This is a genomic window from Thalassococcus sp. S3 (assembly GCF_004216475.1).
Taxonomy (GTDB): Bacteria; Pseudomonadota; Alphaproteobacteria; order Rhodobacterales; family Rhodobacteraceae.
In genome coordinates this window covers 2,380,589-2,402,996 of sequence record NZ_CP022303.1, presented here as the reverse complement: position 1 = coordinate 2,402,996, position 22,408 = coordinate 2,380,589, and the positions used below count along the sequence as shown (strand labels likewise).

Annotated in this window: 23 protein-coding genes; 13 read left to right on the top strand and 10 right to left on the bottom strand. The window is 60.2% G+C overall.

What is annotated here, in order from left to right; genetic code table 11:
• Positions 1-363 precede the first annotated feature (363 nt).
• The 6 genes from CFI11_RS11935 to CFI11_RS11910 all read left to right on the top strand — a co-directional run bounded on the left by CFI11_RS11935 (position 364) and on the right by CFI11_RS11910 (position 6,181).
• A complete protein-coding gene (locus CFI11_RS11935) occupies positions 364-1,608 on the top strand; it encodes a branched-chain amino acid ABC transporter substrate-binding protein (RefSeq protein WP_130406208.1) in 1,245 nt (414 codons plus the stop codon).
• A gap of 75 nt (positions 1,609-1,683) precedes the next feature.
• Positions 1,684-2,640: a branched-chain amino acid ABC transporter permease gene (locus tag CFI11_RS11930; RefSeq protein ID WP_130406206.1), complete on the top strand. Its 957-nt coding sequence runs from the start codon at positions 1,684-1,686 to the stop codon at positions 2,638-2,640.
• A complete protein-coding gene (locus CFI11_RS11925) occupies positions 2,637-3,923 on the top strand; it encodes a branched-chain amino acid ABC transporter permease (protein WP_130406204.1) in 1,287 nt (428 codons plus the stop codon). The genes CFI11_RS11930 and CFI11_RS11925 overlap by 4 nt, the downstream gene beginning before the upstream one ends.
• Positions 3,920-4,678 carry an ABC transporter ATP-binding protein gene (locus CFI11_RS11920; protein WP_130406202.1) on the top strand — a complete coding sequence of 253 codons (759 nt, stop codon included), beginning with the start codon at positions 3,920-3,922 and terminating at the stop codon, positions 4,676-4,678. The genes CFI11_RS11925 and CFI11_RS11920 overlap by 4 nt, the downstream gene beginning before the upstream one ends.
• Positions 4,675-5,379, top strand: a complete 705-nt coding sequence (locus CFI11_RS11915) for an ABC transporter ATP-binding protein (protein ID WP_130406200.1) — start codon at positions 4,675-4,677, stop codon at positions 5,377-5,379. The genes CFI11_RS11920 and CFI11_RS11915 overlap by 4 nt, the downstream gene beginning before the upstream one ends.
• Before the next feature lie 328 nt (positions 5,380-5,707).
• Entirely contained in the window at positions 5,708-6,181 is a 474-nt protein-coding gene (locus tag CFI11_RS11910) for a GNAT family N-acetyltransferase (RefSeq protein ID WP_165390246.1), read from the top strand.
• A gap of 147 nt (positions 6,182-6,328) precedes the next feature.
• Here CFI11_RS11910 and CFI11_RS11905 read toward each other — a convergent pair whose 3' ends face one another.
• From CFI11_RS11905 to CFI11_RS11885, 5 genes are all read right to left on the bottom strand, one after another.
• Positions 6,329-6,973 (bottom strand): GDSL-type esterase/lipase family protein, encoded by a 645-nt coding sequence (locus CFI11_RS11905; protein ID WP_130406198.1) that lies wholly within the window; start codon positions 6,971-6,973, stop codon positions 6,329-6,331.
• A 242-nt stretch (positions 6,974-7,215) separates the two neighbouring features.
• Positions 7,216-7,842 (bottom strand): LysE family translocator, encoded by a 627-nt coding sequence (locus CFI11_RS11900; protein WP_130406196.1) that lies wholly within the window; start codon positions 7,840-7,842, stop codon positions 7,216-7,218.
• Between the two features lie 217 nt (positions 7,843-8,059).
• The gene (locus tag CFI11_RS11895) at positions 8,060-9,214 is read right to left on the bottom strand and encodes an MFS transporter (protein ID WP_130406194.1); all 1,155 of its coding nucleotides are present in this window, start codon (positions 9,212-9,214) and stop codon (positions 8,060-8,062) included.
• Positions 9,215-9,389: 175 nt separating this feature from the next.
• Positions 9,390-10,385, bottom strand: a complete 996-nt coding sequence (locus CFI11_RS11890; RefSeq protein WP_130406192.1) for a hypothetical protein — start codon at positions 10,383-10,385, stop codon at positions 9,390-9,392.
• 173 nt (positions 10,386-10,558) lie between these two features.
• Complete coding sequence (locus tag CFI11_RS11885) at positions 10,559-11,437, bottom strand: LysR substrate-binding domain-containing protein (RefSeq protein WP_130406190.1); 879 nt, start codon at positions 11,435-11,437, stop codon at positions 10,559-10,561.
• Positions 11,438-11,535: 98 nt separating this feature from the next.
• On the opposite strand from CFI11_RS11885, the gene CFI11_RS11880 reads away from it, so the two are divergent.
• Together CFI11_RS11880 and CFI11_RS11875 are read left to right on the top strand one after the other, a co-directional pair.
• The gene (locus CFI11_RS11880) at positions 11,536-12,240 is read left to right on the top strand and encodes an SDR family oxidoreductase (RefSeq protein WP_130406188.1); all 705 of its coding nucleotides are present in this window, start codon (positions 11,536-11,538) and stop codon (positions 12,238-12,240) included.
• Entirely contained in the window at positions 12,230-12,481 is a 252-nt protein-coding gene (locus tag CFI11_RS11875; RefSeq protein WP_130406186.1) for a DUF6552 family protein, read from the top strand. The genes CFI11_RS11880 and CFI11_RS11875 overlap by 11 nt, the downstream gene beginning before the upstream one ends.
• An 89-nt stretch (positions 12,482-12,570) precedes the next feature.
• Here the strand turns inward: CFI11_RS11875 and CFI11_RS11870 are convergent, their stop codons facing one another.
• Positions 12,571-13,815 (bottom strand): MFS transporter, encoded by a 1,245-nt coding sequence (locus CFI11_RS11870; protein ID WP_130406184.1) that lies wholly within the window; start codon positions 13,813-13,815, stop codon positions 12,571-12,573.
• A gap of 352 nt (positions 13,816-14,167) precedes the next feature.
• On the bottom strand, positions 14,168-14,641 hold the full coding sequence (locus tag CFI11_RS11865) for an Lrp/AsnC family transcriptional regulator (protein ID WP_130406182.1): 474 nt from the start codon (positions 14,639-14,641) through the stop codon (positions 14,168-14,170).
• 129 nt (positions 14,642-14,770) lie between these two features.
• On the opposite strand from CFI11_RS11865, the gene CFI11_RS11860 reads away from it, so the two are divergent.
• Positions 14,771-15,178, top strand: a complete 408-nt coding sequence (locus CFI11_RS11860) for a DUF2000 family protein (RefSeq protein ID WP_130406180.1) — start codon at positions 14,771-14,773, stop codon at positions 15,176-15,178.
• A gap of 313 nt (positions 15,179-15,491) precedes the next feature.
• Here CFI11_RS11860 and CFI11_RS11855 read toward each other — a convergent pair whose 3' ends face one another.
• The 3 genes from CFI11_RS11855 to CFI11_RS11845 are packed head-to-tail and all read right to left on the bottom strand — an operon-like array spanning position 15,492 to position 17,430.
• Positions 15,492-16,091, bottom strand: a complete 600-nt coding sequence (locus CFI11_RS11855) for a 2-hydroxychromene-2-carboxylate isomerase (protein ID WP_130406178.1) — start codon at positions 16,089-16,091, stop codon at positions 15,492-15,494.
• Positions 16,091-16,825, bottom strand: coding sequence for an SDR family oxidoreductase (locus CFI11_RS11850; protein WP_130406176.1), 735 nt, complete (start codon positions 16,823-16,825; stop codon positions 16,091-16,093). The genes CFI11_RS11855 and CFI11_RS11850 overlap by 1 nt, the downstream gene beginning before the upstream one ends.
• Positions 16,822-17,430: a glutathione S-transferase family protein gene (locus CFI11_RS11845; RefSeq protein ID WP_130406174.1), complete on the bottom strand. Its 609-nt coding sequence runs from the start codon at positions 17,428-17,430 to the stop codon at positions 16,822-16,824. Before CFI11_RS11845 ends, CFI11_RS11850 begins: the two co-directional genes overlap by 4 nt.
• Positions 17,431-17,561: 131 nt before the next feature.
• On the opposite strand from CFI11_RS11845, the gene CFI11_RS11840 reads away from it, so the two are divergent.
• The 4 genes from CFI11_RS11840 to CFI11_RS11825 are packed head-to-tail and all read left to right on the top strand — an operon-like array spanning position 17,562 to position 22,400.
• A complete protein-coding gene (locus tag CFI11_RS11840) occupies positions 17,562-18,308 on the top strand; it encodes an enoyl-CoA hydratase/isomerase family protein (protein ID WP_130406172.1) in 747 nt (248 codons plus the stop codon).
• 26 nt (positions 18,309-18,334) lie between these two features.
• Positions 18,335-19,576 (top strand): serine hydrolase, encoded by a 1,242-nt coding sequence (locus CFI11_RS11835; RefSeq protein WP_130406170.1) that lies wholly within the window; start codon positions 18,335-18,337, stop codon positions 19,574-19,576.
• Positions 19,573-21,534 carry an acetoacetate--CoA ligase gene (locus CFI11_RS11830; protein ID WP_130406169.1) on the top strand — a complete coding sequence of 654 codons (1,962 nt, stop codon included), beginning with the start codon at positions 19,573-19,575 and terminating at the stop codon, positions 21,532-21,534. Before CFI11_RS11835 ends, CFI11_RS11830 begins: the two co-directional genes overlap by 4 nt.
• Positions 21,531-22,400: an acyl-CoA thioesterase II gene (locus CFI11_RS11825; protein ID WP_130406167.1), complete on the top strand. Its 870-nt coding sequence runs from the start codon at positions 21,531-21,533 to the stop codon at positions 22,398-22,400. The genes CFI11_RS11830 and CFI11_RS11825 overlap by 4 nt, the downstream gene beginning before the upstream one ends.
• Positions 22,401-22,408 lie beyond the last annotated feature (8 nt).

Sequence of the window (22,408 nt, the reverse complement as noted above, 5' to 3'; positions counted from 1 at the left end):
TCTTTGACGCAGGGTCAGTTCGCTGGCTTTCATAACGCCTTGCCTGATGCATACGCTATTCGCTGGGAGGCGGCATGATGTATCGCCCACACCGGAAAAGCCATTTATATTCATACAAACATATAATTATAGAGCAAATCTAAAGTCGAAAAACTAACGGTTTGACGCGACATCGCAACAGCAAATCCCGCGCGTGCCATCCGCTCACAGCCCGGCTTGAGCCCTTGGTTCCCGCCTCAGACACATCGCGCTCGGCCCCCACCCAAACGCTTGACTTTGATCCGCAATGTGCAAGGCTTTTGATTAGGCTCGGCCGCATAAGAGCATCAAAAGCACGTCGGGCCGCGTTAGGGAGGAAATCATATGCGTAATCCAATCAAGCTTGGCTTGAGTGCCGCGCTTGCCATGGCGGTGTCTGCTTCGGCGCTCTTTGCCGAAAACGTCAAAATCGCCTTCATCGATCCGCTTTCCGGGCCGTTCGCCGCGACCGGGACCAACGGGCTCAACCAGTTCCGCTTTGCCACCGACGAGTTGGTGAACAAGGATGGCGGCGTTCTCGATGGCCAGATGTTCGAAATGGTGGCTTTCGACAACAAGATCAGCCCCAAGGAATCGCTGATCCAGCTTCAGGTCGCCATCGACCAGGGCATCCGCTACATCGCGCAGGGCAACTCGTCGGGCGTGGCCAATGCGCTGACCGATGCGATCAACAAGCACAACCGTCGCAACCCCGATGACCGCGTGCTTTTCCTGAACTACGCCGCTGTCGACCCCGCGCTGACCAATGACAAGTGCAACTTCTGGCACTTCCGCTTCGACGCCAATGCCGATATCAAGATGGACGCGCTGACGGATTCCATTGCCGCCAACGATGACATCAAGAAGGTCTACATCATCGGGCAGGATTACAGCTTCGGCAAAGCCGTCGCCGCCGCCGCGACCCGGTTCCTCGGTGAGAAACGACCCGATATCGAGATCGTCGGGAACGAGCTGCATCCGATCGGCAAGGTGAAAGACTTCACGCCCTATTCCCGCAAGATCGTCTCGTCGGGCGCGCAGGCCGTGATCACCGGCAACTGGGGCGCCGACATGCTGGGCCTTGGCAAGTCGATCATCGAAAACGGCTATAGCGGCCCGATCTACACCTACTATGCCGCCGCCGACGGCATCACCGCCGCCTTTGGCGAAACCGGCGACGGCTCCCTGCGGCTCGTGGGCGAGGGGCAGTTGAACCCGCCCTCCAACGACCGTGCCGCGGCCTATGTCGAGGCGTTCAAGGCCAAGTATCCCAACGGCGATGTCAGCCAGGCGCGCATCGCCAACGTGATCGAGATGCTGGCCAAGGCCATCGATGAGGCAGGCTCTGCCGATGACGTGGTCGCTGTCGCCAACGCCCTGCGCGGGATGGAGCATGAAAGCATCTGGGGCGGCACGCTCATGATGCGCCCACAGGATCACCAGCTGATCCAGGACGTGCATATCCACGCCCACACCAACGAAGACGTCACCTTCGACTATGACAATTCCGGCTACGGCGTGAAGGTGATCAAGACGGTGGAAATGGCGGCTCTGGACAGCCCCACCACCTGCGAAATGAAGACCTACTGATCGGTCTCACACGCCTCCGGCCCGCCCCTTCGCGCGGGCCGGATACCCTGCTTGCACCTTTGACCGGAGCGTTTCATGGACCTGATACTCGTCAACCTCATTGACGGGCTGGTGACCGGACTTCTGCTGTTCATGCTGTCCGCGGGCCTGACCCTGATCTTCTCGATGATGGGGGTTCTCAACTTCGCCCATGCCAGCTTTTACATGCTGGGCGCCTATTTCGCCTACCAGATCAGTCTCGCCATGGGCTTCTGGATGGGCCTCCTTCTCGCTCCGATCATCGTGGGCATCATGGGGGCCGGGGTCGAACGCTACGGTCTGCGGCGGGTCCACCAATACGGCCACGTGCCCGAACTGATCTTCACCTTCGGCCTCGCGCTTCTGATCGAGGAGCTGGTGCAATTCATCTGGGGCAAGAACCAGATGCCCTACGCCATCCCCGAAGTGCTGCAATTCACAGCCTTCTCCATCGCGGGCAATTCCATCCCCGCCTACAAGATCTTCATGATCTTCATCTCCATCGCGATCTTCATCGCACTCCTTTACATCCTCACCCGGACCCGTGTCGGCATGATCATCCAGGCCGCCCTCAGCTATCCCAAGACGGTTGAGGCTCTGGGCCACAACGTGCCCCTGATCTTCATGGGCGTCTTCGGTGTCGGCACCGCTCTGGCCGGTGTGGCCGGCGTGATCGCTGGCCCCGTGCTGGGCACGTTCCCCGGCATGGCCTTCGTTCTGGGCTCCATCGTTTTTGTCACCATCGTGATCGGTGGGCTTGGCTCGCTCTGGGGCGCTCTGGTGGCGTCCTTGCTGATCGGCTGGATCACCACCTTCGCTGCCAGCTACAACATCCGGTTCGAGGATATCCTCACCGGCATCGGCTTCATTCGCCCCGAGAACCTCGATGAGGCGCTTTTGCGCGATCTCTGGACGCTGACCATGCCGCAGATCGGGCCGATCCTGCCCTACATCCTGATGGTGCTGATCCTCGTCTTCCGCCCCTACGGCCTCTTCGGGAAGCGTGACGCATGACCGATCAAACCCAAAGCCCCGCCACCCGCATCCGCGCCGGCTCCATGACGCTCAGCGCCACGCCGTGGATCGTCGCCTTCGTGCTCCTGATGCTGCTGCCTTACGTGTTCACCACGAATTCGGCCATCACGATCATGAACCAGATGTCGATCACGATCATCTTCGCGCTGGCCTACAACATGCTGCTGGGGCAGGGGGGCATGCTCTCCTTCGGCCACGCGGTCTATATGGGTGTGGGCGGCTTCGCCTGTGTCCACATCATGAATATGGAGGGGCTCTTCTCCTCCATCCCCCTCATCATCCTGCCCATCTTCGGTGGCCTCTTCGGCCTCGGCCTCGCCACCATCGTCGGCGCCTTCTCCACCCGGAAGGCCGGCACCGTCTTTGCCATGATCTCCCTCGGCGTGGGCGAACTGATCGCCGCCTGTTCGGTCATTATCGTCGCCTTCTTCGGCGGAGAAGAGGGGATCTCCGGCGACCGCACATACGCCTTGCCAACCTTTGGCGTCGAGTTCCTGCAGCAGATCGAGGTCTATTACCTCATCGTCTTCTGGCTCATGATCTCCTCGATCCTGATGTATCTCTATTCCCGCACGCCTCTGGGCCGTATGGCCAACGCCGTGCGCGACAACCCCGAACGCGCTGAATTCCTCGGCTACTCCGCCCGCTGGGTGCGCTTCTACAGCTTCATCGCCTCCGGCTTCTTCGCCGGCATCGCGGGCGGCCTCTTCGCCATCAACTACGAAATCCTGACCGAAGAGAACCTCAATACCGCCTCATCGGGCATCATCCTTCTGGTCACCTTCCTCGGCGGCGTCGGCTTCTTCTTCGGCCCCATCATCGGCGCCATCGTCTTCACACTGGTGCAAACCGTGCTCAGCCTGGAAACCGACCTCTGGGCCTTCTATGCCGGTGTCCTCTTCGTCGCCACGGTGATGTATTTCCCCGGCGGCCTCGCCGGTCTCATCATGATGCATGTCCCCGCCTTCAAATTCGGCAAAGCGCGCGTTCTGGTGATGCCCTACATCAAAACCTTGATCCCCGGCGCGCTCGCCATCATCGGCATCGCGTCATTGGTCGAGATGACGTTCCACTACCGCCATGCCACCGCCGGAGATGAGGAAATGACCCTCTTCTGGACCACCTTCAACAGCCACGACATCTTGCCCTGGATCGTCGCTGCGGCCCTGGCTCTGGGCGGCTTCTGGCTCGCTCGCAAGACCGCCCCCGACCTGGCCGAGGCCTGGGGACAGGCCAACACCCCGGACGGAGGTCGCCTATGAACGCCGCCCTGCAACTTGACGACCTGCACAAGAGCTTCGGCAAGGCCGAGATCATTCGCGGCGTGGACCTGTCGATCAATCGCGGCGAGCGTCATGCCATCATCGGACCCAATGGTGCCGGCAAATCCACGCTCTTCAACCTGATCACCGGGCGCTTCCCCCAGACCTCCGGCACCGTCAAGCTGCACGGTCAGGACCTCGCCGGCCTCGCGCCTTACGAGATCAACCGAATGGGCCTCTCGCGCAGCTTCCAGATCACCAACATCTTCCCCAAGATGACCGTGTTCGAAAACGTCCGCTGCTCGCTCCTCTGGTCGATGGGTTACAAGTATAATTTCTGGTCCATCGTCAGCAAAAGCCGTGCCCTCACCGACGGCGCGATGGAGATCCTCGAACAGATCAACCTCACCAACCGTAAGGACCTGCCCGCCGGCGTCCTCTCCTACGCCGAACAGCGCGCGTTGGAGATCGGCATCACCATCGCTGGCGGTGCCGACGTGATCATGCTCGACGAGCCCACCGCGGGGATGAGCCATTCCGAAACCGACTACATCGTCGAGCTGATCCGCAAGGTGACCGAAGACAAGACCCTCATCATGGTCGAACATGATATGGGCGTGGTCTTTGGTCTCGCCGATTTCATCTCCGTCCTCGTCTATGGCGAGATCATCGCCACCGGCCGCCCCGAAGAGGTGCGCGGCGATCCCAAGGTGCAAGAGGCCTATCTGGGCGCCGCATTGGAGGCTGAACACTGATGCTCGACGTACAGGATCTTCACGCCTATTACGGCAAGTCCCACATCCTTCAGGGGGTGAACATGACCATTCAGGAGGGCGAGATCGTGGCCCTTCTGGGCCGCAACGGCGTGGGGCGCTCGACCACCTGCAAGGCCGTGATGGGAGAGGTCGAACCCCACGGCGCCGTCACCTTCAAGGGCCAGCAGATCGCGGGCAAGAAGGCGTTTGAGATCGCCAATATGGGCATCGGCTATGTCCCTGAAAACCGCGATATCTTCCCCGGGCTGACGACGCGGCAAAACCTCATCCTCGGCTTGAAACCGGGGCAAAAGGACGGCTCAGGCCGATGGTCGATGCAGGACATGTTCGACATGTTCGAAAACCTCGAACGCCGTGCGGATGTCGAGGCCTCGGTCCTCTCGGGCGGCGAACAGCAGATGCTCACCATGTGCCGCACCCTGATGGGCGACCCCGATTTCATCATGATCGACGAGCCGACCGAGGGGCTTTCCCCCCAGATGACCCAAAAGGTCGCCGAGCTTCTGCAAGAGATTGCCAAACGCGGTATCGCCACGTTGCTGGTGGAACAGAAACTCGCCATCGCCATGGACATCGCCCACCGCGTCTACGTGATGGGTCACGGCCAGGTCGTCTTCGAAGGCACCCCCGAAGAACTCCGCCAACGCGACGACGTGCGCAAGGAATGGCTGGAGGTCTGAGGCAAGAACAGCGGTTTGCCAAAGAGCCGTCCCGTTCAGTGTCGGCTAAGCGGACTTTGCTGCCGTTTGACTAAGAGCCAATAAAGTCTGCTTTTACGTATCTCCAAAGGATGAAGAGCACTTGTCCAGAACCGTGTTCAACTCAGATCTTCAAATTCTGACAGCCCTTCGACTAGTCGTTGCTGAACAACACTGTGATCTATAACGGCGGCATCAATCTTCCTGATCCCGCTCGCTGTGAGCTTCACATGGACACTGCGCTTGCCCTGAGGGTTGCTGCCAACGCACCGGCTGGATATGGCAGCTCAACGACACAGGGGACGACACGTTGACACATGAGATTACATTTTCTCGGCTAGTTGATGTGCCAGCTTCCGAGATTGCCAAGCACATGTCCGACCCTAGGGTTGCCGAACACATGCCGCTTCTAACAGGTGCGTGGGACACGGAGATGGCACTCAAGTTTGTCAAAATGAAAGAGGAATATTGGGAGCGAGATGGACTCGGGCACTGGGCATTTCTGGTCGACAAAAAATATGTTGGGTGGGGCGGTTTTCAGAAAGAAGGTGACGAGTGGGATTTCGGTCTTGTCTTGCGGCCGGATGCGTTTGGTCTTGGCAGGCGCATTTCAACTAAGGCCATAGATTTCGCCATTGCTGACGACCGCATTCCCTTTGTTACGTTTCTGTTGCCACCATCCAGGAAGAACCTGGGAGCGCTCGAAAGACTTGGTGCTGAGCACGTAGGGGATGTCGACTACGACGGAGAGAGGTTCCTGAAGTTTCGATTGGAAACGAAGTAGTCTCGCATCTGCTTAACAGACCTTCATGCAGGTCGCAGCATTCGTCAAATTGGGCTCGTTTCAGACCTTAGCTGCAATTCACCAACGTATCCGCCCCGTTCGAAAGTGACACTGACCCATGTCAGCGTCAGCGCGCTCCGGCCCCACTCATGCCAGCAGAGCGCCATTCTTCAAAACAGCCTCCGCAATTTGCTGTCCGAGCTTCCGGGACGTATCGTTCGAAAGATGAATGCCGTCGGCCTCGTCCGTGGCGAGATGAGACCCATCGAAGTACGCGCATCCATATTCATCCGCAAAGGCTTGCAACAGCGCAGGCAACCGTTTCGCATGTGCTTCAATCTGCGCCGTGACCTTCGCGAACGGGTAGGGGCTGTCCGGGACACCGCATGGCAGGGGCGGGGCGACGATCATGACGTTTGGAACAGGCATCCCGGGCTCAACGGCGGGTGCACAGGCCATCCGTGTCAAGTGCCGCAGACCCCAAATCACATGTTCTGCTGTCGGGTCGGGGACGGAAAACAGATCGTTGGTCCCCAGCATGATGATCACAAGATCAAGCGGGGCATATTGTTCCAGGAACATCGGAAGGGCATCAAGACCGTTCCGATAGGGTCTGCCAGGAAAGTCATAGGCGGTCGTGCGTCCGTTCAGACCCGCTTCCAGCGCTTCGGCCCCCAGGGTGTCCCCCAGAACCACGGGCCATCGCCATTCTGCTGCATGTCTGTCTCTGGCCCCTGGCACGACACCCCAGGTCAGAGAGTCCCCGAAACATAGGATCCGATGCTTGATCATAGCCGACACGCTCTTCCCCAGCTCATAATCAAAATGACCGACAGACGCGTTGGTATGTTTCCAGGCGCCCCTTGGCAAGCGGACGTTTCGGGAAGGACGACCCGCTCGTAACGGTGGTTTTGTCCAAACCCCAATGTCTCAGCGTTGTTTACACGCTTGACGTCGCGAAATCGTTTTCCAGCTTCAGCCACCAGCCGTCAGTCACGGACGCCCGCGATATGATATTGGGTTTGCATGCCGGCTCATCGCTCTTGCAAGGCAAGGCGCGCGCCAAGTGCAACGTAGATGCCGCCGACCACTTTGCCTTGCCATTTCAGAACCGTCGGATTGCGGCGTAGGACATGTCCAAGACCACCAGAGGCAACGGAATAGACGATTGTGCTAAAAAAGCCGATCAGCGCGAAGACGATCCCAAGGATGGTGAGTTGCGCGACCACAAAGCCTTTCTCCGCAGCAACAAACTGCGGCAGGAACGCGAGGAAAAACAAGGCTGTTTTCGGGTTCAGCACCTCAGCCAGGATCGCCTGCCTAAAGGCTTGGGGGGCCGTAATCGGAACGCGACCCTGGCCCAGATCGATTGAGGTCTTTTCGAATATCGCCTTCAGACCAAGATAGACCAGATAGGCCGCGCCAAGATACTTCACGATGGTGAAAAGAGTGGCAGACGCCGCGATTATCGCAGAGATACCGACCACTGCCATGATGGTATGGAGGACATCGCCAGCCGTGATACCCGCACCCGTTGCGATACCGACTTTTGTTCCCGACGTTGTGGCCCGCGCCACGGTCAAAAGGGTGGCGGGGCCAGGAATGAAAACAAAGCCAAGAACGATCAGCGAATAGGTCAGCAGCACGGCGGGGTCGATCATTCTGTTTTCTCCACAAATCCTTGGATTGGCAGCAATCCACAGGCGGCAAGGATTGGCAAGCCTAAGAACCGGACCTTCGCCGCGCGCTTAAGGCATGGCGCGAAGCCCACATGCGGCACCGCAGCAGCGCCATATCATGCCAAGACAATAAACGGCGTCGGCGCCAAGGTTCGATGCCGCATGCAACATCACGCAAGTTCCGTGTGATGGTGCACCCTCATCTCTTGATGGCACCGAAGGCAACCGTCACCGTGGCTGTCACGGCCAGCAGCCCCAATGCTCCTAAAGGCAGCGCCCAAAGCCCGATATTGATGGCGATCGCGCTTGCCATGCCCGAACCAAAGGCGATGCCAAGATAACTGGCGGACGAATTCAACGCGAGGACAAAGCCGTGATGTTCGCTGGAGACCAAGCCCACGAGACGGCTTTGTTGCGGCGTCGCGAACAGAGTGCCCATAAAGGCGCATCCTGCCAGAACTGTCGCGCCCAGATATGGCCCCAGCTCAAGAAGCATAAGGGAAAGAAACGCAGCTAGACCCGCAAAACTCACCCAAACCAAGGGGCCGGGCCCAACCCGATCCGACAGCGCGCCCGCCACGGCATTGCCGGCGACACCAAGAACCCCAAAGAGCAGAATTGCTATTGGAAGGCTGATTTCGCTGACACCGAATTGCTGGCCCAGCAACTCTCCCATGAGGGCATAGATGACAAATTGCGTCGATAGCATTCCCACCGTCCCAAAAAGCAGGAGTGCGGGTGCAATGATGTTCAGGCCGCCCGGCGCCGATGTATGTGCTGCACTGCGTGTGCCTCTGTCGCGCGGCATGAAAAGTGCGGCCAAGGCAAGAAAAAGGAGCGCGGCCACACCTATACCCGCAATCGCCCCACGCCACCCCAGCAAGAGCGTGAGCCACGTCGCAATCGGCACCCCGCCAACGGTTGCAAGGGTAAACCCCGCAAAGACTGTGGCCAAAACCGCGCCGCGCCGGTCCACGGCTACCAAAGAGATCGCAAGTGCCGCGCTGGTTGGAGCGATGAGAGCACCACCAAATGCCGACGCTACGCGCGCAAATAGAAGCGCGTTGAACGACGTCGCCAGCGCGGACCAAATCAGGGAGGCTGCAAGAACGCCCGCGCCTGCGAGGATCAGCGTTCGGGGCGGAAACCGCCGTCCGAGTGTGAATTGCGCAAGCGGTGCGGTTACGGCAAAGGTTGCGGCGAACGCTGTCACGAGCCATCCCGCATCTGCCGGATCTACCGCCAGGTCGCGCGTCAGGGCTGGTCCAAGGCCTAGGATGCTGAGCGATGTCGTGCCAATGACGAACATTCCCAACGCGAGAATCCATGGCACGCGCTTGCTGCTCTCACTCATAAATCTGTTCCTGCCTTCCCATGCAGCTTTTGGAAATCCCGCGTGAAAATACGCACATTGCTATCAACTGGGAGCCGACTTGCAGCGCCGGATCGCGCCAGAAGGATGGCTCTGCGGACAAAGCGGTTATCAGTAGATATGGTGTAAACGATAGCTCTTGCTGTCTCTGGCGATCTCAAACCGTCTTGGGTGCGCTGCTCGTGCTGATCGCACATGGTACTGGCTCGAAACCAAGCCGCAAGCCATCACGTTCGGCCCATGTTTTGAAGCGATCGGTGCAAATGGCCATGAAGGGTCGGCTCCTGTCTACCGCGAGGTGTACGCCTTCCGGTAATGGTTGCGTCACGACGTAATCCAACAGCTTGTATTTTTTCAGCTGGGGCCAAAAATGAAGCGGGGTCTTCTCCGGATCGATGACATCAACGGCAGGCGGTCGCATCGTGAAGAACGCCTTGATCTCGTCACCCACCCATTCAAGCAGATTTTCAGGTCCCCAGGTCAGCTGCACCTCAAAGAAGTCCGGTTGGCGCATGTCATACGACTGCACGGTCGAGACAAAGCGGTCCGTCATCACAAAACTGGAAACGCTCGGGATCCAGTCATGGAAGGTGATTTCATCCCGACCAAGATCGTCCGCGGTATAGGGACCGAGATAGATGTCGTCGTTCTCGTCCGCGAGGCGCGCCGCCTCGGCGTCGGTTTGGTAGATAAACGACTGTGTGTTCTGTGCCGGGTTACTGGTGAGCGTATAGTATTGGGTGCCATCACCAGCCGCCGGTGCGGTCGGCGGTGCAAACCGCTCGCGCGTGCGCTCCTCGATTTTTCGATCACTGAATTTCGACTTTTGCGCGATCCAGCCTTGATCGGTCAGCAACTCTCCGGCCAGCCCATCTGTGATCTCAAGCACATCATGGACCGTTCCGTCGCGCGCTATCTTCAGGCGAACCTCCTGACTAATGTCAGTTTCCTGAATGGCCACCATCAGGTTGAACAAAAGGTGGTCGATCACTTCAGCCAACAGTGCGTCCGTCACACGACGATTGCGCAAGAGGCTGCCGAACCCGGTGTGATTTGAGCCACGAACATCAAGATCTCTGAGCAGATTTTCCAGAGTTTGGTCACGTGCTCCAATGATCAGATCTCCGAAAGCGTTCAGTGCATCTTTGGACATTCCAACCCCATCAAAATTCAAACGTCGTTGTCGAGGGAACGCGATATGGTTCGGTAAAACCTGGTTGCTGCGTGTCCAAGTTATGATCTCAGTCAGGAAAGCGTGTCAAATCATCAAAAAAAAGCAGCCATTCATACGCTCTGCCGCATTCGGCCACATCGGTTCAAACGCAATCAGCTCTCCTCGGCGGAGCGCGCCTTGAGCCACGCCATGACCGTGGCCACCGCCTCATTTTTCTTGGCAGTGCGCGGCATGAGGACATAGAAGTCACTTCCGCCCGCATCCCAAGCGGTACCAACCTCGACCAAACGTCCAGCTTCCAGGTCATGAGCCACCAGAAACCGGCTTACCAAAGCGACACCTTGCCCGGCGATGGCCGCATCAACGGCCAGAGACGTTTGGCTCAGGCGAAGGTCGCGGGGAGATTGGTCCCTTACGCCCAAATCAGCAAGATAGCTTGGCCAAAGATCATGGGTGTCATGGATCTTCGGCTGTTTGGCTAGGGTTTCCGGATCAAGGCGCGTTCCACCCGTCTTCGCAAATTGTGGCGCCGCGACCGCGATAAGCGATTGCTTGAACAAAAGCGTAACGTCCAATGATGCGCCAAACGGCGGCGATCCCTGGCGCACGGCCAGGTCAATCCCGTCACTGTGAAAGCTCGACACTTTCTCCGTCGCCAAGATCCGCAGATCAATACTCGGATGAGCCGCTGTGAAATCCGGCAGATTGGGGATCAACCATTTGGCCGCAAAGGTTGGCGTGACGCTGATAAGGACCTTGTTGGGCTCCGGCTTCAGGTCGGCGGTTGCGGATCGTAGATCGGCAAACACTGCAGCCACCCGGCTATGATAGCGGCGCCCGATCGATGTGAAGGCAAGACCCTTCGGCACCCGTTCAAACAGCGTGACATCCAGATGCGCTTCCAGTTGGCGTACCTGCTGCGCAACGGCCCCTTGCGTGACGCCCAACTCATCGGCCGCCGCGCGGAAACTGAGGCGACGGCCCGCTGCATCGAATGCACGCAAGCTGCTGAGAGGAGGGAGTTTGACCATAGAGCAATAGTATTTCTACTGTCATGAAACATCAAAGCTCAATCGAACTTTCCCTCAAAGCATGACAAACCTGTGAAAGTGGCGAAAGGGGGTCAGTGATGTCAGTAGAAAAAGTGGCGCTTGTTACAGCAGGCGGCAGCGGCATGGGGGCAGATGCTGCGCGCAGATTGGCGAGCGATGGTTTCAAGGTCGGCATCCTGTCCTCCTCCGGCAAGGGCGAAGCGCTTGGGCTTGAGCTGGGCGGATTTGGCGTGACCGGCTCCAATCTTGACGGCGATGCTTTGACCGCTTTGGTTGAGGGCGCAAAGGAGCGCTGGGGACGGGTCGATGTCTTGGTCAACTCTGCGGGCCACGGGCCGAAAGGTCCGGTTCTGGAGATAAGCGACGAAGAGTGGCACCAGGGCATGGACGTCTATCTGATGAACGTGATCCGCCCGACACGGCTCGTCACCGCGCTGATGCAAGGGCAGGGCGGTGGGACCATCATCAACGTCTCAACCTTTGCCGCGTTTGAGCCGGATCCGCTCTTTCCAACGTCAGGCGTCTTCCGGGCCGGGCTTGCTGCGTTTACCAAGCTGTATTCAGACCAATATGCGTCCCAGAACATCCGCATGAACAATGTCCTTCCGGGTTTCATTGACAGCCTGCCCGAAACCGAAGACCGCAAGGCGCGCATTCCCATGGGGCGTTACGGCTTGGCGTCCGAGGTCTCCTCTCTCATCTCGTGGCTCGCCTCGGACGAGGGCGCCTACATGACGGGCCAAAACCTGCGCATCGATGGGGGATTGACCCGTGCCGTCTGACACCTTGGCGCTTGTCCCACCGCGCGAGCGCCTGGTTTTCGCGGTCAAATGGGGTGCATCCGCCGTTCAGATCATGGGATACACCGCGACGGGGTTTGGCTGGACCCCCTGGAACCTCTACCTATTTCTTGTCGGCGTCGTAGGATGGTTCGCCGTCGGCGCATTATGGAACGACAAGGCGCTCATGCTTGTCCACCTGGTCGCGCTCGGCGCGATGATTGCCGGCATGACCAGCGGCTGAACGCGAAGACCTGCCATCCGACGAAAGCGCAGTATTCGGCAAGCCCCGGGGGCGCGAAGCGCACCTTCGCTGCCGGTGAATGTGAAAGGTTAAGGGCCGGACGGGCCGTCCACCGTCCCCGATCCAATATCGTCACCGCGCCTTCGCAGAATTGCAGGCAGGGTTGCGACCACGACACCGGCCATCAACCCGGCCCCGACCAGATACGGCAACACAGGCAAGACCGTGTAAAGCGCCGTTCCAAAGACCGGCCCGATGGCATAGCCCGCCGCCATGCCAGCCGCCACCAGGCCGCCCGTCGCGCCCTGTTCCTGGGGGCCGACCGCAAGCGATGCGCGCCCCTGAAGACCCGGAATGATCGCTCCGAACCCCAGCCCGAATAGGGCATGGGCCAGCAGCACCCCCACATGCGAAGGCCACAATGCCAACACAACGCATCCCGCGCATCCGATCGCTGCACCAAGCGGGATCAGCCGCCTTGGGTCCGGCTTCAGCGCCGCGATGCCCCCCTGGGTCAGAAACATCAGCAGCGCCAGAACCGCCATCGCCTGGCCCACCCGGGCAGCGGTCCCGGCGGCGTCGAGACCGGCGGTATCCTGAACGTAGAAAGCGACGGATTGCTGGATGCTGGCGACGACGATAAAGGCCGTCAGTACGATCAGAAGGGTGCCGCGCAGCCGTGGGTCGGTGGGCGACAGATGCTGGGCCATGGCCGCCTCGACCGGGACGGTTTCTGGCAGGGTCAGCCAAGCGAGCAGAGTGGCGCAGAGCGCCAGTCCTGCGATCAGATAAAGCGGCGCCAGGAGCGGCAGACCCGACATCAGCCAGGCCAGTGTCGGTCCCAGGATCGCCCCAAGACCGAACGCCGCGCCGATCAGGGCCATTCCTCCGGTGCGTTCTTCGGCGGTGGTGTTGTCCGCCATCCAGGCGGCGGCGGCCGGTTGCGCGCCTGTCACCGCGAAGCCATAGATCATTCGGGCCAGTGCGAGCAGCGCAAAGGCCGTGACGCCAGTCCAAAGCCCGGCCAGCCCCGCCTGAAGCGTGAGGGCGAACAAAAACGTTGTCACACCCAGGCCGCACGTCGCCATCAGAAAGACAGGCCGACGGCCCCAACGATCAACACGGCGGCCCCACCATGGCGAGCCCAGGACCACGGTCACCGCAGCCAGCGAGATGATGCCGCCCACCATGATCTCCGTCAGACCCAACTCGCGCGAGACGGGCCCCAGAAGCGCGAACAGGACGGTCTGGCCCATCGCCATCAGCGCCAGCCCCAGAACAAGCGCAACCTTTGCGCCAATGGGCGGTTGGTCGGATGGTGCGGTCTCGGTCACGCCAGCGCCGCCCGGGCGCGCGCCCAAGAAGTGGCGTAGATCGGTGCCATCAAATCTCCTACAGGGTTCGCGCGCAGGATCATGTCAGACTTCTTGCATTATCCTGACAGAAAAAATCGGATTAACAAGGCGTGCGTCCCGTTATGAAAGGTCCCTCTGAGCCGATCACAACTCGCAAGCCTCTCTCCAGCCGCGACATTTCAGGGCTGCGAACGTGGTCGTTTCGGACCGGAAGCCCGCGCGCAGCGGCGCAGCAGCGCCGGATTGTGCCAAGATGATGGCTCTGCGGACATCGCTGCCTCTGACGCGATATCTGCTCTCTCACGCCAAAGCCCGCAGTGCGGTCAAGCTGTTAGGTGCTCAGCTCCAGCACGGCCGAAAGGTCGTGTTGCTCAGCGCCATCGAAAACGATCGATGTTTCTATCCGATGAACCTCTTCCCGTGAGGAGAACTTCTCAACGACGACACGATGCAGATGTGTCGTATCTCGTGCTACCAACTCGACGATTGCGTCAAACCTCCCACTGATCATCCAAGCTGAACGGACCTCGGCGAATTCCAGCACGTCTTGGACAAAGGCGTCGAGGTTGGTTTTCTCATGTTCCGACATCTGGACGAACAAGAGCGCCTTCATTGAGAAGCCCAGCTGACCAAGATCGATGTCGAGATGGGCACCTGAAACTATTCCGCTGCTGAAGAGACGCTTGGTTCTCTCGTGCACGCTGGATGGCGATAAGCCCACTGCGTCGGCCAACTCCTTATTGGTGATCCGAACGTTCTTCGAAAGAAGTGCAAGAATTTGTCGATCCGTTCGGTCCAAATCCATCTCAAGGCCCTCTTACCGGAAATGCTTCGTTTGCCGCTAGCGCATCCAGATATTATCCTTTCATTTAATGAATTGGCCAGATTTTCTTCGGTCAACGTTGGAAGTTTTAGTGTAAGGTAAGGAGTTCTCATGTTTGACACGAAAATTGCACTGGTCGTGCAAAAGGATCTGCTAGCCTGGCAGAAGTTGAATGTCACAGCGTTCCTGACCAGCGGCGTCTTAGGCGCGGACACGGACCTTCTTGGGGAACGTTACGAGGATGCAAACGGGAAGACCTATCGCCCATTGATCGTCCAACCGATGATCGTGCTCGCTACGGACGGGGCGGGCCTGAAAAGGATCCACGCGCGTGCACTTACCCGAGGCGTCGATATGGCGATCTATATTGAGGAGATGTTCAAAACTGGTCATGACGCCGCAAATCGCGCAGCGGTCAAAGATTTCGGGACAGAAAACCTGAACCTTGTTGGCCTTGCGCTCCGTCATGACAAAAAGACCGTCGACAAGATAACCAAGGGCGCGAAGATGCATCCTTGATCTTACCTTCGCATTCGAAAGGGGCCGTTCGTTGCACACCGACGAATGAGTAAGTTGCGCTGGGACCGAGCTGTTTCCGCAGTGCCGCGCCGGAGGGATCATTTGACGTCTTCTAGGCTAGTTTCACACCGTGCCAGACACCTGCAAGTCTGCCGAAACCTGCCGAGGTCTTCACGGCTCGAGCTTTGGCGACCTCTTTCGTACCAAATCGCGTACAAAGTCCCCAAAGCGGCTCAACAGGCTGGTTTGCGGACAGTTTGCAACGCCCGTTTCGTACGAAATCACGTACGACCCCCCCAAACGGCAGGCCCGCTCAGCCCTTGCCCAACCACCAGTCCAGGTCGTCGAGTGCGTCTTTTCCAAAGAACATCTCTTCCCCCACGAACATTGTCGGGGCTCCGAATACGCCTCGGTCAACGGCCTTCGAGGTCGTCTCGATCAGTGCGCCCTTGATGTCCTGTGTCTGGATCGCTTCGGCGATCTTGTCCGCCGGCAGGCCGGCGTTTGCGAGCACGCGATGCATCACCTCGGGATCATCCATTTTCTCTTCCGCGCGCCACATCGCATCAAATACGGTGTCTATATATTTGTTTTCCCAATCTTTTCCGCGTGCATAAATCGCACCACGCATCAGTGCGACGGTCATGACGGGAAAGTTCGGGTTCATCTTGAACGGCACCTGATACCGCGCGATGAACCGCTCGATCTCCTTGCGCATATAGGCCACCTTGCCGGCAACATTGCCAAAAGCCATCATCGGCGGCTGGTTGTTCGTGGCCTTGAATACGCCGCCCAAAAGGATCGGCTCATAGCGCAGCGTTGCGCCGTGCTTTGCCGCCATACCGGGCAGGACCTTATGGACGAAATAGGCATTCGGACTGCCGAAATCATAAAGAAATTCAATCTCTTGCATTACCAGCTCTCTCCATAGGGTCGCAGATCCATCTCAAAGGTCCAGGCGTCGCGCGACTGGTGGTAAAGCGTCCAGTAGGCCTCCGCCACCGAGGTCGGGTTCATCAACACATCCTCCGGAATGTCATCCGCCTCCAACCCCTGCTGCCGCCGGATATCGCGTACAAATGCCGTGTCCACACCGGCATCGATCACAAGATGTGCCACGTGAATGTTCTCCGGCCCCAATTCCCGCGCCATGCTCTGCGCCAGCGCCCGCAGGCCCCATTTCGCGGAAGAGAAGGCCGCAAACCCGGCGCTTCCCCGCAAAGATGCCGTCGCGCCGGTGAAGAAGATGCTGCCTTTTCCGCGTGGAACCATATACTTAGCGGCTTCACGACCTGTCAGGAAGCCCGCGAAACAGGCCATCTCCCAGACCTTGCGATAGACCCGCGCCGTGGTCTCGCGGATCGGAAAGCGCACGTTGCCGCCAACGTTGAAGATCACAAGATCAAGGGGACCAACGGTTTTTTCGATATCCGCAAAGACAGAGGTCACGCTTTCTTCGTCCCGCGCGTCCAGGGTAAAGCCATGCGCCACACCGCCCGAAGCCTCGATGTCCGCCACCAGCGAGGCAAGCTTGTCTCCGTTCCGCCGCCCCAGACAAACGGTGAAGCCGCCCGATGCGAAACGTTTGGCAATCGCGGCCCCTATGTAGTCCCCGGCGCCGACGATCAGCGCGGTGGGCGCGCTCACAGCGTGTTGGCCTTCTGTAGGGCCGGGCGCGCGGCGAGCCTCTCGGCATAGGCGGCAAGGTTCGGTTTGTCGGAGAAGTCCGCGCCCATGCGGCGGGCGACCATCACTGCAGATCCTGTCATGATATCGGCGCCTGAAAAGGCACCGGCGAGGAATTCGCGCCCGTCCACATGCCGCTCAACCGCCGTCAGCATTTGCCCAAGCAGCTTGAGCGCACGCTTGGCATGTACCTCGCTGCGCCGTTCGGGCGGCAGCAGGACCGTCTCGACCGTGATGGAGTTCACGGGCGGCATGACCATACCTTCCGCATAGTGGAACCACTGTAAATACGCTGGAAAATCAGGGTGATCCGGCGAGGTGCTCAAGCGATGATCCGGGTCGTAACGCGCCAGAAGATATTGCAGGATTGCACCGCTTTCGAACAATGTGACATCCCCGTCCTCAAGGGCGGGGACCCGTCCCATCGGATGCACTTTCAGATAATCCGGCGCGCGCATCGCTTTGTCGCCCAGCTGGAATGTCTCGATCTCGTAATCAAGGCCCAACTCCTCCAAAGCCCAGGCCACGCGCACCGCGCGGCTGTCGGGTGCGAAATAGAGCTTCATGTCTCCCCCCTCTCATTTATGCTGAGCCTAACAAGCCCTGACCTTGGGTCACGGGGAAACGTCACGTCACGGGTAGGCAGGACGCCGGAAGGCTGGAATGCTGCAGGGGCACTCGGGGAGGAGGGGTGGATATGGATCGAACCGGATTGGCGCGGATCGCGCATGAGGGCGGCGTGGCGGAGGTGTCGTTGAGCCGCGCGCCCGTCAATGCACTAACGCCCGATTTTCTGAATGACTTCAAATCTTTGATGCAGGAGCTTGAGGCAGATACCGCCGTTCGCGCGATCCTGTTGACGAGCCCGTTCAAGGTATTCTCGGCCGGTCTGGACCTGAAGGAGGCGCAGGGCCTTGATCAGGCCGGGCAGGCCGCCATCGCGGCCGGTCTGAACCACGGATTTCTGAGCCTCTTTGCCTGCGCCAAGCCCACGGTTGCGGCGGTGAACGGCGCGGCCATTGCGGGCGGGCTGTTCTTTGTTCTGGCCAGCGATGTCCGCATCGCCACAGCCAAGGCCCGCTTTGGCCTGGCGGAGGTTCGGGTGGGTGTCGATTTTCCCATCGGCCCGATGGAGATCGCCCGCGCCACGCTGTCGACCAACGACCTGCGCCGCCTGATGCTGACCGGGCAACCGATCGGCGCGGATACGGCGGAACGCGCGGGGATCGTCGATGCTGTTGTAACCGAAGACGAATTGCGGACGCGCGCCCTTGATGAAGCCCACGCGCTTGCCCGCATCCCGCCCAAGGCCTATGCGGCGGTGAAAGGGCAGATCCGGGGCGAGACGATTGCGGCGATCAAAACACAGATGGACAAGGCCGATCCGCAGGCAGGTTGGTTTACGGAAGAAACCGCACCGGCCATGCGCCGCATGATAGGTTAGGCGGGAAAGGCCAGGGGGGACGACAGATGGCACGTTTGATCGACGATTTGGCCGGTTTCGACCGGCAGAGGCTGGGCTGGATTGCCGACTGGATGCAGCGCTATGTGGACAAGCGGCGCTTTGCCGGCTGCAGCGTCCTGATCCAGCGGCACGGGCAGGAGGTGTTCTATCACCAAACCGGGCAGCGTAACCTTGAAGCCGATCTGCCGTTTGAACGTGACACGGTCGTACGGCTTTATTCGATGACCAAGCCAATCACCTCTGTCGCGATCATGATATTGGCAGAGCGAGGGCTTTTCCATCTCGAAGCGCCTTTGTCGGCATTCATCCCCGCCTTCAAGGACATGCACTGCCTGATCGCGGACGCCCAGCGGATCGATCAGACAGCGCCCTGCGCCACGCCGACGCTGCATCAGTTGCTGACGCATACCAGCGGCCTCAGCTATCCGTTCAACCCAGGCCTGCTGCCGCAGGCGATGGACGAGGCCAAGATGATCTTTGGCCCCAAGCAGGGGCCGCTGGAGCGCGTCGCCGACAGCCTCGCGGACTTCCCGCTTGCCTTCGCGCCGGGCAAGAGGTGGGAATATTCCGTCGCGACCGACGTACTGGGACGGGTGGTGGAGGTCGTGTCCGGCAAATCGCTGGCGACGTTCTTCGCGGATGAGATCTTTGCCCCGCTTGGCATGACCGAAACCGCCTTCCGCGTGCCCGAGCACGTGGGCGACCGTTTTGCCGCGCTTTACACACCGCTCGAAGGCAACGCGATGGCGCTGAACGAGGCCAAGACGGGCGGGGAGACACTACGCCTTGCTGACGCGCCCGAGACGTCGGCACTGCACGAGACTGTCACCTATTCCGGCGGCGGCGGGTTGGTCGGCACAATCGACGACTACATGCGCTTTGCCGAGATGCTGCGGCAGGGTGGACAGGCGGGCGAAGAACGGCTGCTGAGCCCACGCACACTGAGCTTCATGATGCGCAACCATCTGCCCGGCGACATCGCGTCGATGGGGCCGCAAAGCTTTGCCGAACAGCCCATGGAGGGCATGGGCTTTGGTCTGGGCGGCGCGGTGGTTCTGGATCCGGGCCGCGCCCGCTCGCCGGGCAGCATCGGTGATTTCAGTTGGGGCGGGATGGCGTCGACCTTCTTCTGGGTCGATCCGGTGGAAGATCTGTCGGTCGTCTTTTTCACCCAGCTTTCGCCATCAAGCGCCTATCCCGCGCGGCCTGAACTCAAGGCTCTGGTTCATGGAGCATTGGTGCGATGACAGATGCCCGTCCGATCCTGTGGACCCCGAGTGCCGCGCGCGCGGAGGCAACGCGCATGGCTGCCTTCATCCGCTGGCTCGAGGCGGACCGGGGGCTGACCTTCGCCGACTACAATGCGCTCTGGGACTGGAGCGTGCGGGATCTCGATGCCTTCTGGCAGGCGATTTGGGATTTCTTCGATCTGCAGGCCAGCACACAAGCGCAAGCGGTGCTGACCGAGCGCAAGATGCCGGGCGCGGTCTGGTTTCCGGGCGCCGCGCTGAACTTTGCGGACCAGATGCTGCGGCAGGCCGAAAAGACGCCGGATGCCACCGCATTGATCGTCCAGTCCGAAAGCTTCGGGCGGTCGGAGATGACGTGGGGCACGCTCAGGCAAGCGGTGGCCAACGTGGCGCAGCATCTCAGCGAGATGGGCGTGGGGCAGGGCGACCGGGTGGTCGCTGTTCTGCCCAACACCGAAACCGCACTCATCGCCTGCCTCGCCACGATCAGCCTGGGCGCTGTCTGGTCGCTTTGCGCGCCCGATATGGGACATGTCGCGATCCTCGACCGGTTTCGGCAGATCGAGCCCAAGGCGCTGATCGTTCAGGACGGATATGTTCATGCCGGCAAGACCGTCGACCGTCGAGACGTGCTGGAGACGATCCGCGCAGGCCTGCCCACACTGAAAGCTGCGATCTATGTGCCGGTGGTGGGGGATCTGCCGGACGGGGCAGTGGCCTGGGATGCGCTGCTGCAAGGCGATGCGACTTATGCCAGTACACAGGTACCATTCGATCACCCGGTCTGGGTGGTCTATTCCTCGGGCACGACGGGCAATCCCAAGCCTATCGTGCATGGCCATGGCGGCATCCTGATCGAAGGGGCCAAACAAGCGCTTCATCAGGATATCGGGCCGGGCGACCGGTTCTGCTGGCTCACCTCGTCGGGCTGGATCATGTGGAACGCGCAATTCGTAGCCATAGGGCAGGGGGCGACCGTGGCCCTGTTCGACGGCGCCCCCAACCATCCCGACCTGATGGAGGTCTGGCGTTTCGCTGCCAGAGAAAGACTGAGCTATTTCGGCGCGGGGGCGGCGTTCTTCACGACATGCCAGAAAGCGGGGCTGGCGCCCGGGGCCGAGGTGGACCTGTCCGCCCTCCGCTCCATCGGGGCCACGGGATCGCCGTTGACCTCCGACGGCTATGAATGGGTCTACGGCCAGGTGAAATCCGACGTCTGGCTTGCGCCCATCTCGGGCGGCACGGATCTGTGCGGCGCCTTCGTGGGCGGCAACCCGATGATGCCGGTGCGGGCGGGCGAGATGCAGTGCCGGTTCCTCGGCAACGCCGTGCGCGCCTTTGACGAGGCCGGAGACGCGTTGATCGGGCAGGTGGGTGAACTGGTCTGTACCGAACCGCTCCCCTCCATGCCGCTTTACTTCTGGGGTGATGAGGATGGCAGCCGCCTGATCTCAAGCTATTACGACACCTATCCCGGCATCTGGCGCCATGGCGACTGGATCGAGATCACGCCGGAAGGCGGGTCGGTCATCTATGGCCGTTCGGACGCCACGATCAACCGCAAGGGTCTGCGCATGGGCAGCGCGGAGATCTATCAGGCGGTGGAGGGGCTGGACGCGGTGATGGACAGTCTCGTAGTCGATCTGGAGTTTCTGGGCCGCGAGAGCTTCATGCCGCTTTTCGTCGTGCCCGCGCCGGGTGTTGCCGTCGATGAGGCCTTGAAAGCCCGGATCAACGATGCGATCCGAAACGCGGTCTCGGCGCGGTTCGTGCCCAACGAGATCGTGGAGATCGCCGAAGTCCCACGCACGCTGTCGGGCAAGAAACTGGAAGTGCCGGTGAAGAAACTGCTTTTGGGAGGCGACCCGACCCGCGTAGTCAATCGCGACGCGATGGCCAACCCGGACAGTTTTGATACGTTCATTGCCTATGCCACCAAGAGGGAAAATACATGAAGGACGTGGCAGACGTGCTGCTGAACCTGCTGGACATCGAACAGCTTGAGGTGGACCTTTTTCGCGGCGACGGTTCGGGCGGAGAGACGCCCACGCGCATCTTCGGTGGACAGGTCATCGCGCAGGCACTGGCGGCGGCCTACCGCACGGTGCCAGACCGGCTTTGCCACTCGCTGCATGCCTATTTCATCCGGCCGGGCGATCCGAAGATCCCGGTGATCTACAGCGTCGACCGCGCCCGCGATGGCGGCAGCTTTACCACACGGCGGGTGGTGGCGATCCAGCATGGCAAGCAGATCCTGAACATGTCGGCCTCGTTTCATGTCGAAGAGGAGGGCTGGGACTACCAGCACCCGATGCCCGACGCGCCGGGACCGGACGGGCTGGAGAACCGCGCGGCCCAACGCGCCCGGCTGGCGGAACATATCCCGGAAAAGTACCGCCCCGACTTCCTGCGCGAGCGTCCCATCGAAGTGCGCGAGGTTGCGCCGCGCGACATGATGGAGCCAGAGCCCACGGGCGACGAAAACCATCTGTGGTTCCGGATGGAGGCGGCCGAGGGGCAGGGGCCACAGATGCAGCATTGCCTGCTGGCCTATGCGTCGGACATGAACCTGCTGGGATCGTCGCTGCGCCCGCATGGGCTGACCTGGTTCAAGGGAAACGTGATGACGGCAAGCCTGGACCACGCGATGTGGTTTCATGGGCCCGCGCAGTTTCAGGATTGGCACCTCTACACCATGGATGCCCCTTTCACCGGCGGCGCCCGCGGCTTCAACCGGGGTGCCATCTATCATCAGGACGGACGGTTGATCGCCAGCGTCGCGCAGGAAGGCCTGATGCGGCCCCGGCGGGAGAGGTCGTAGACTAGGTT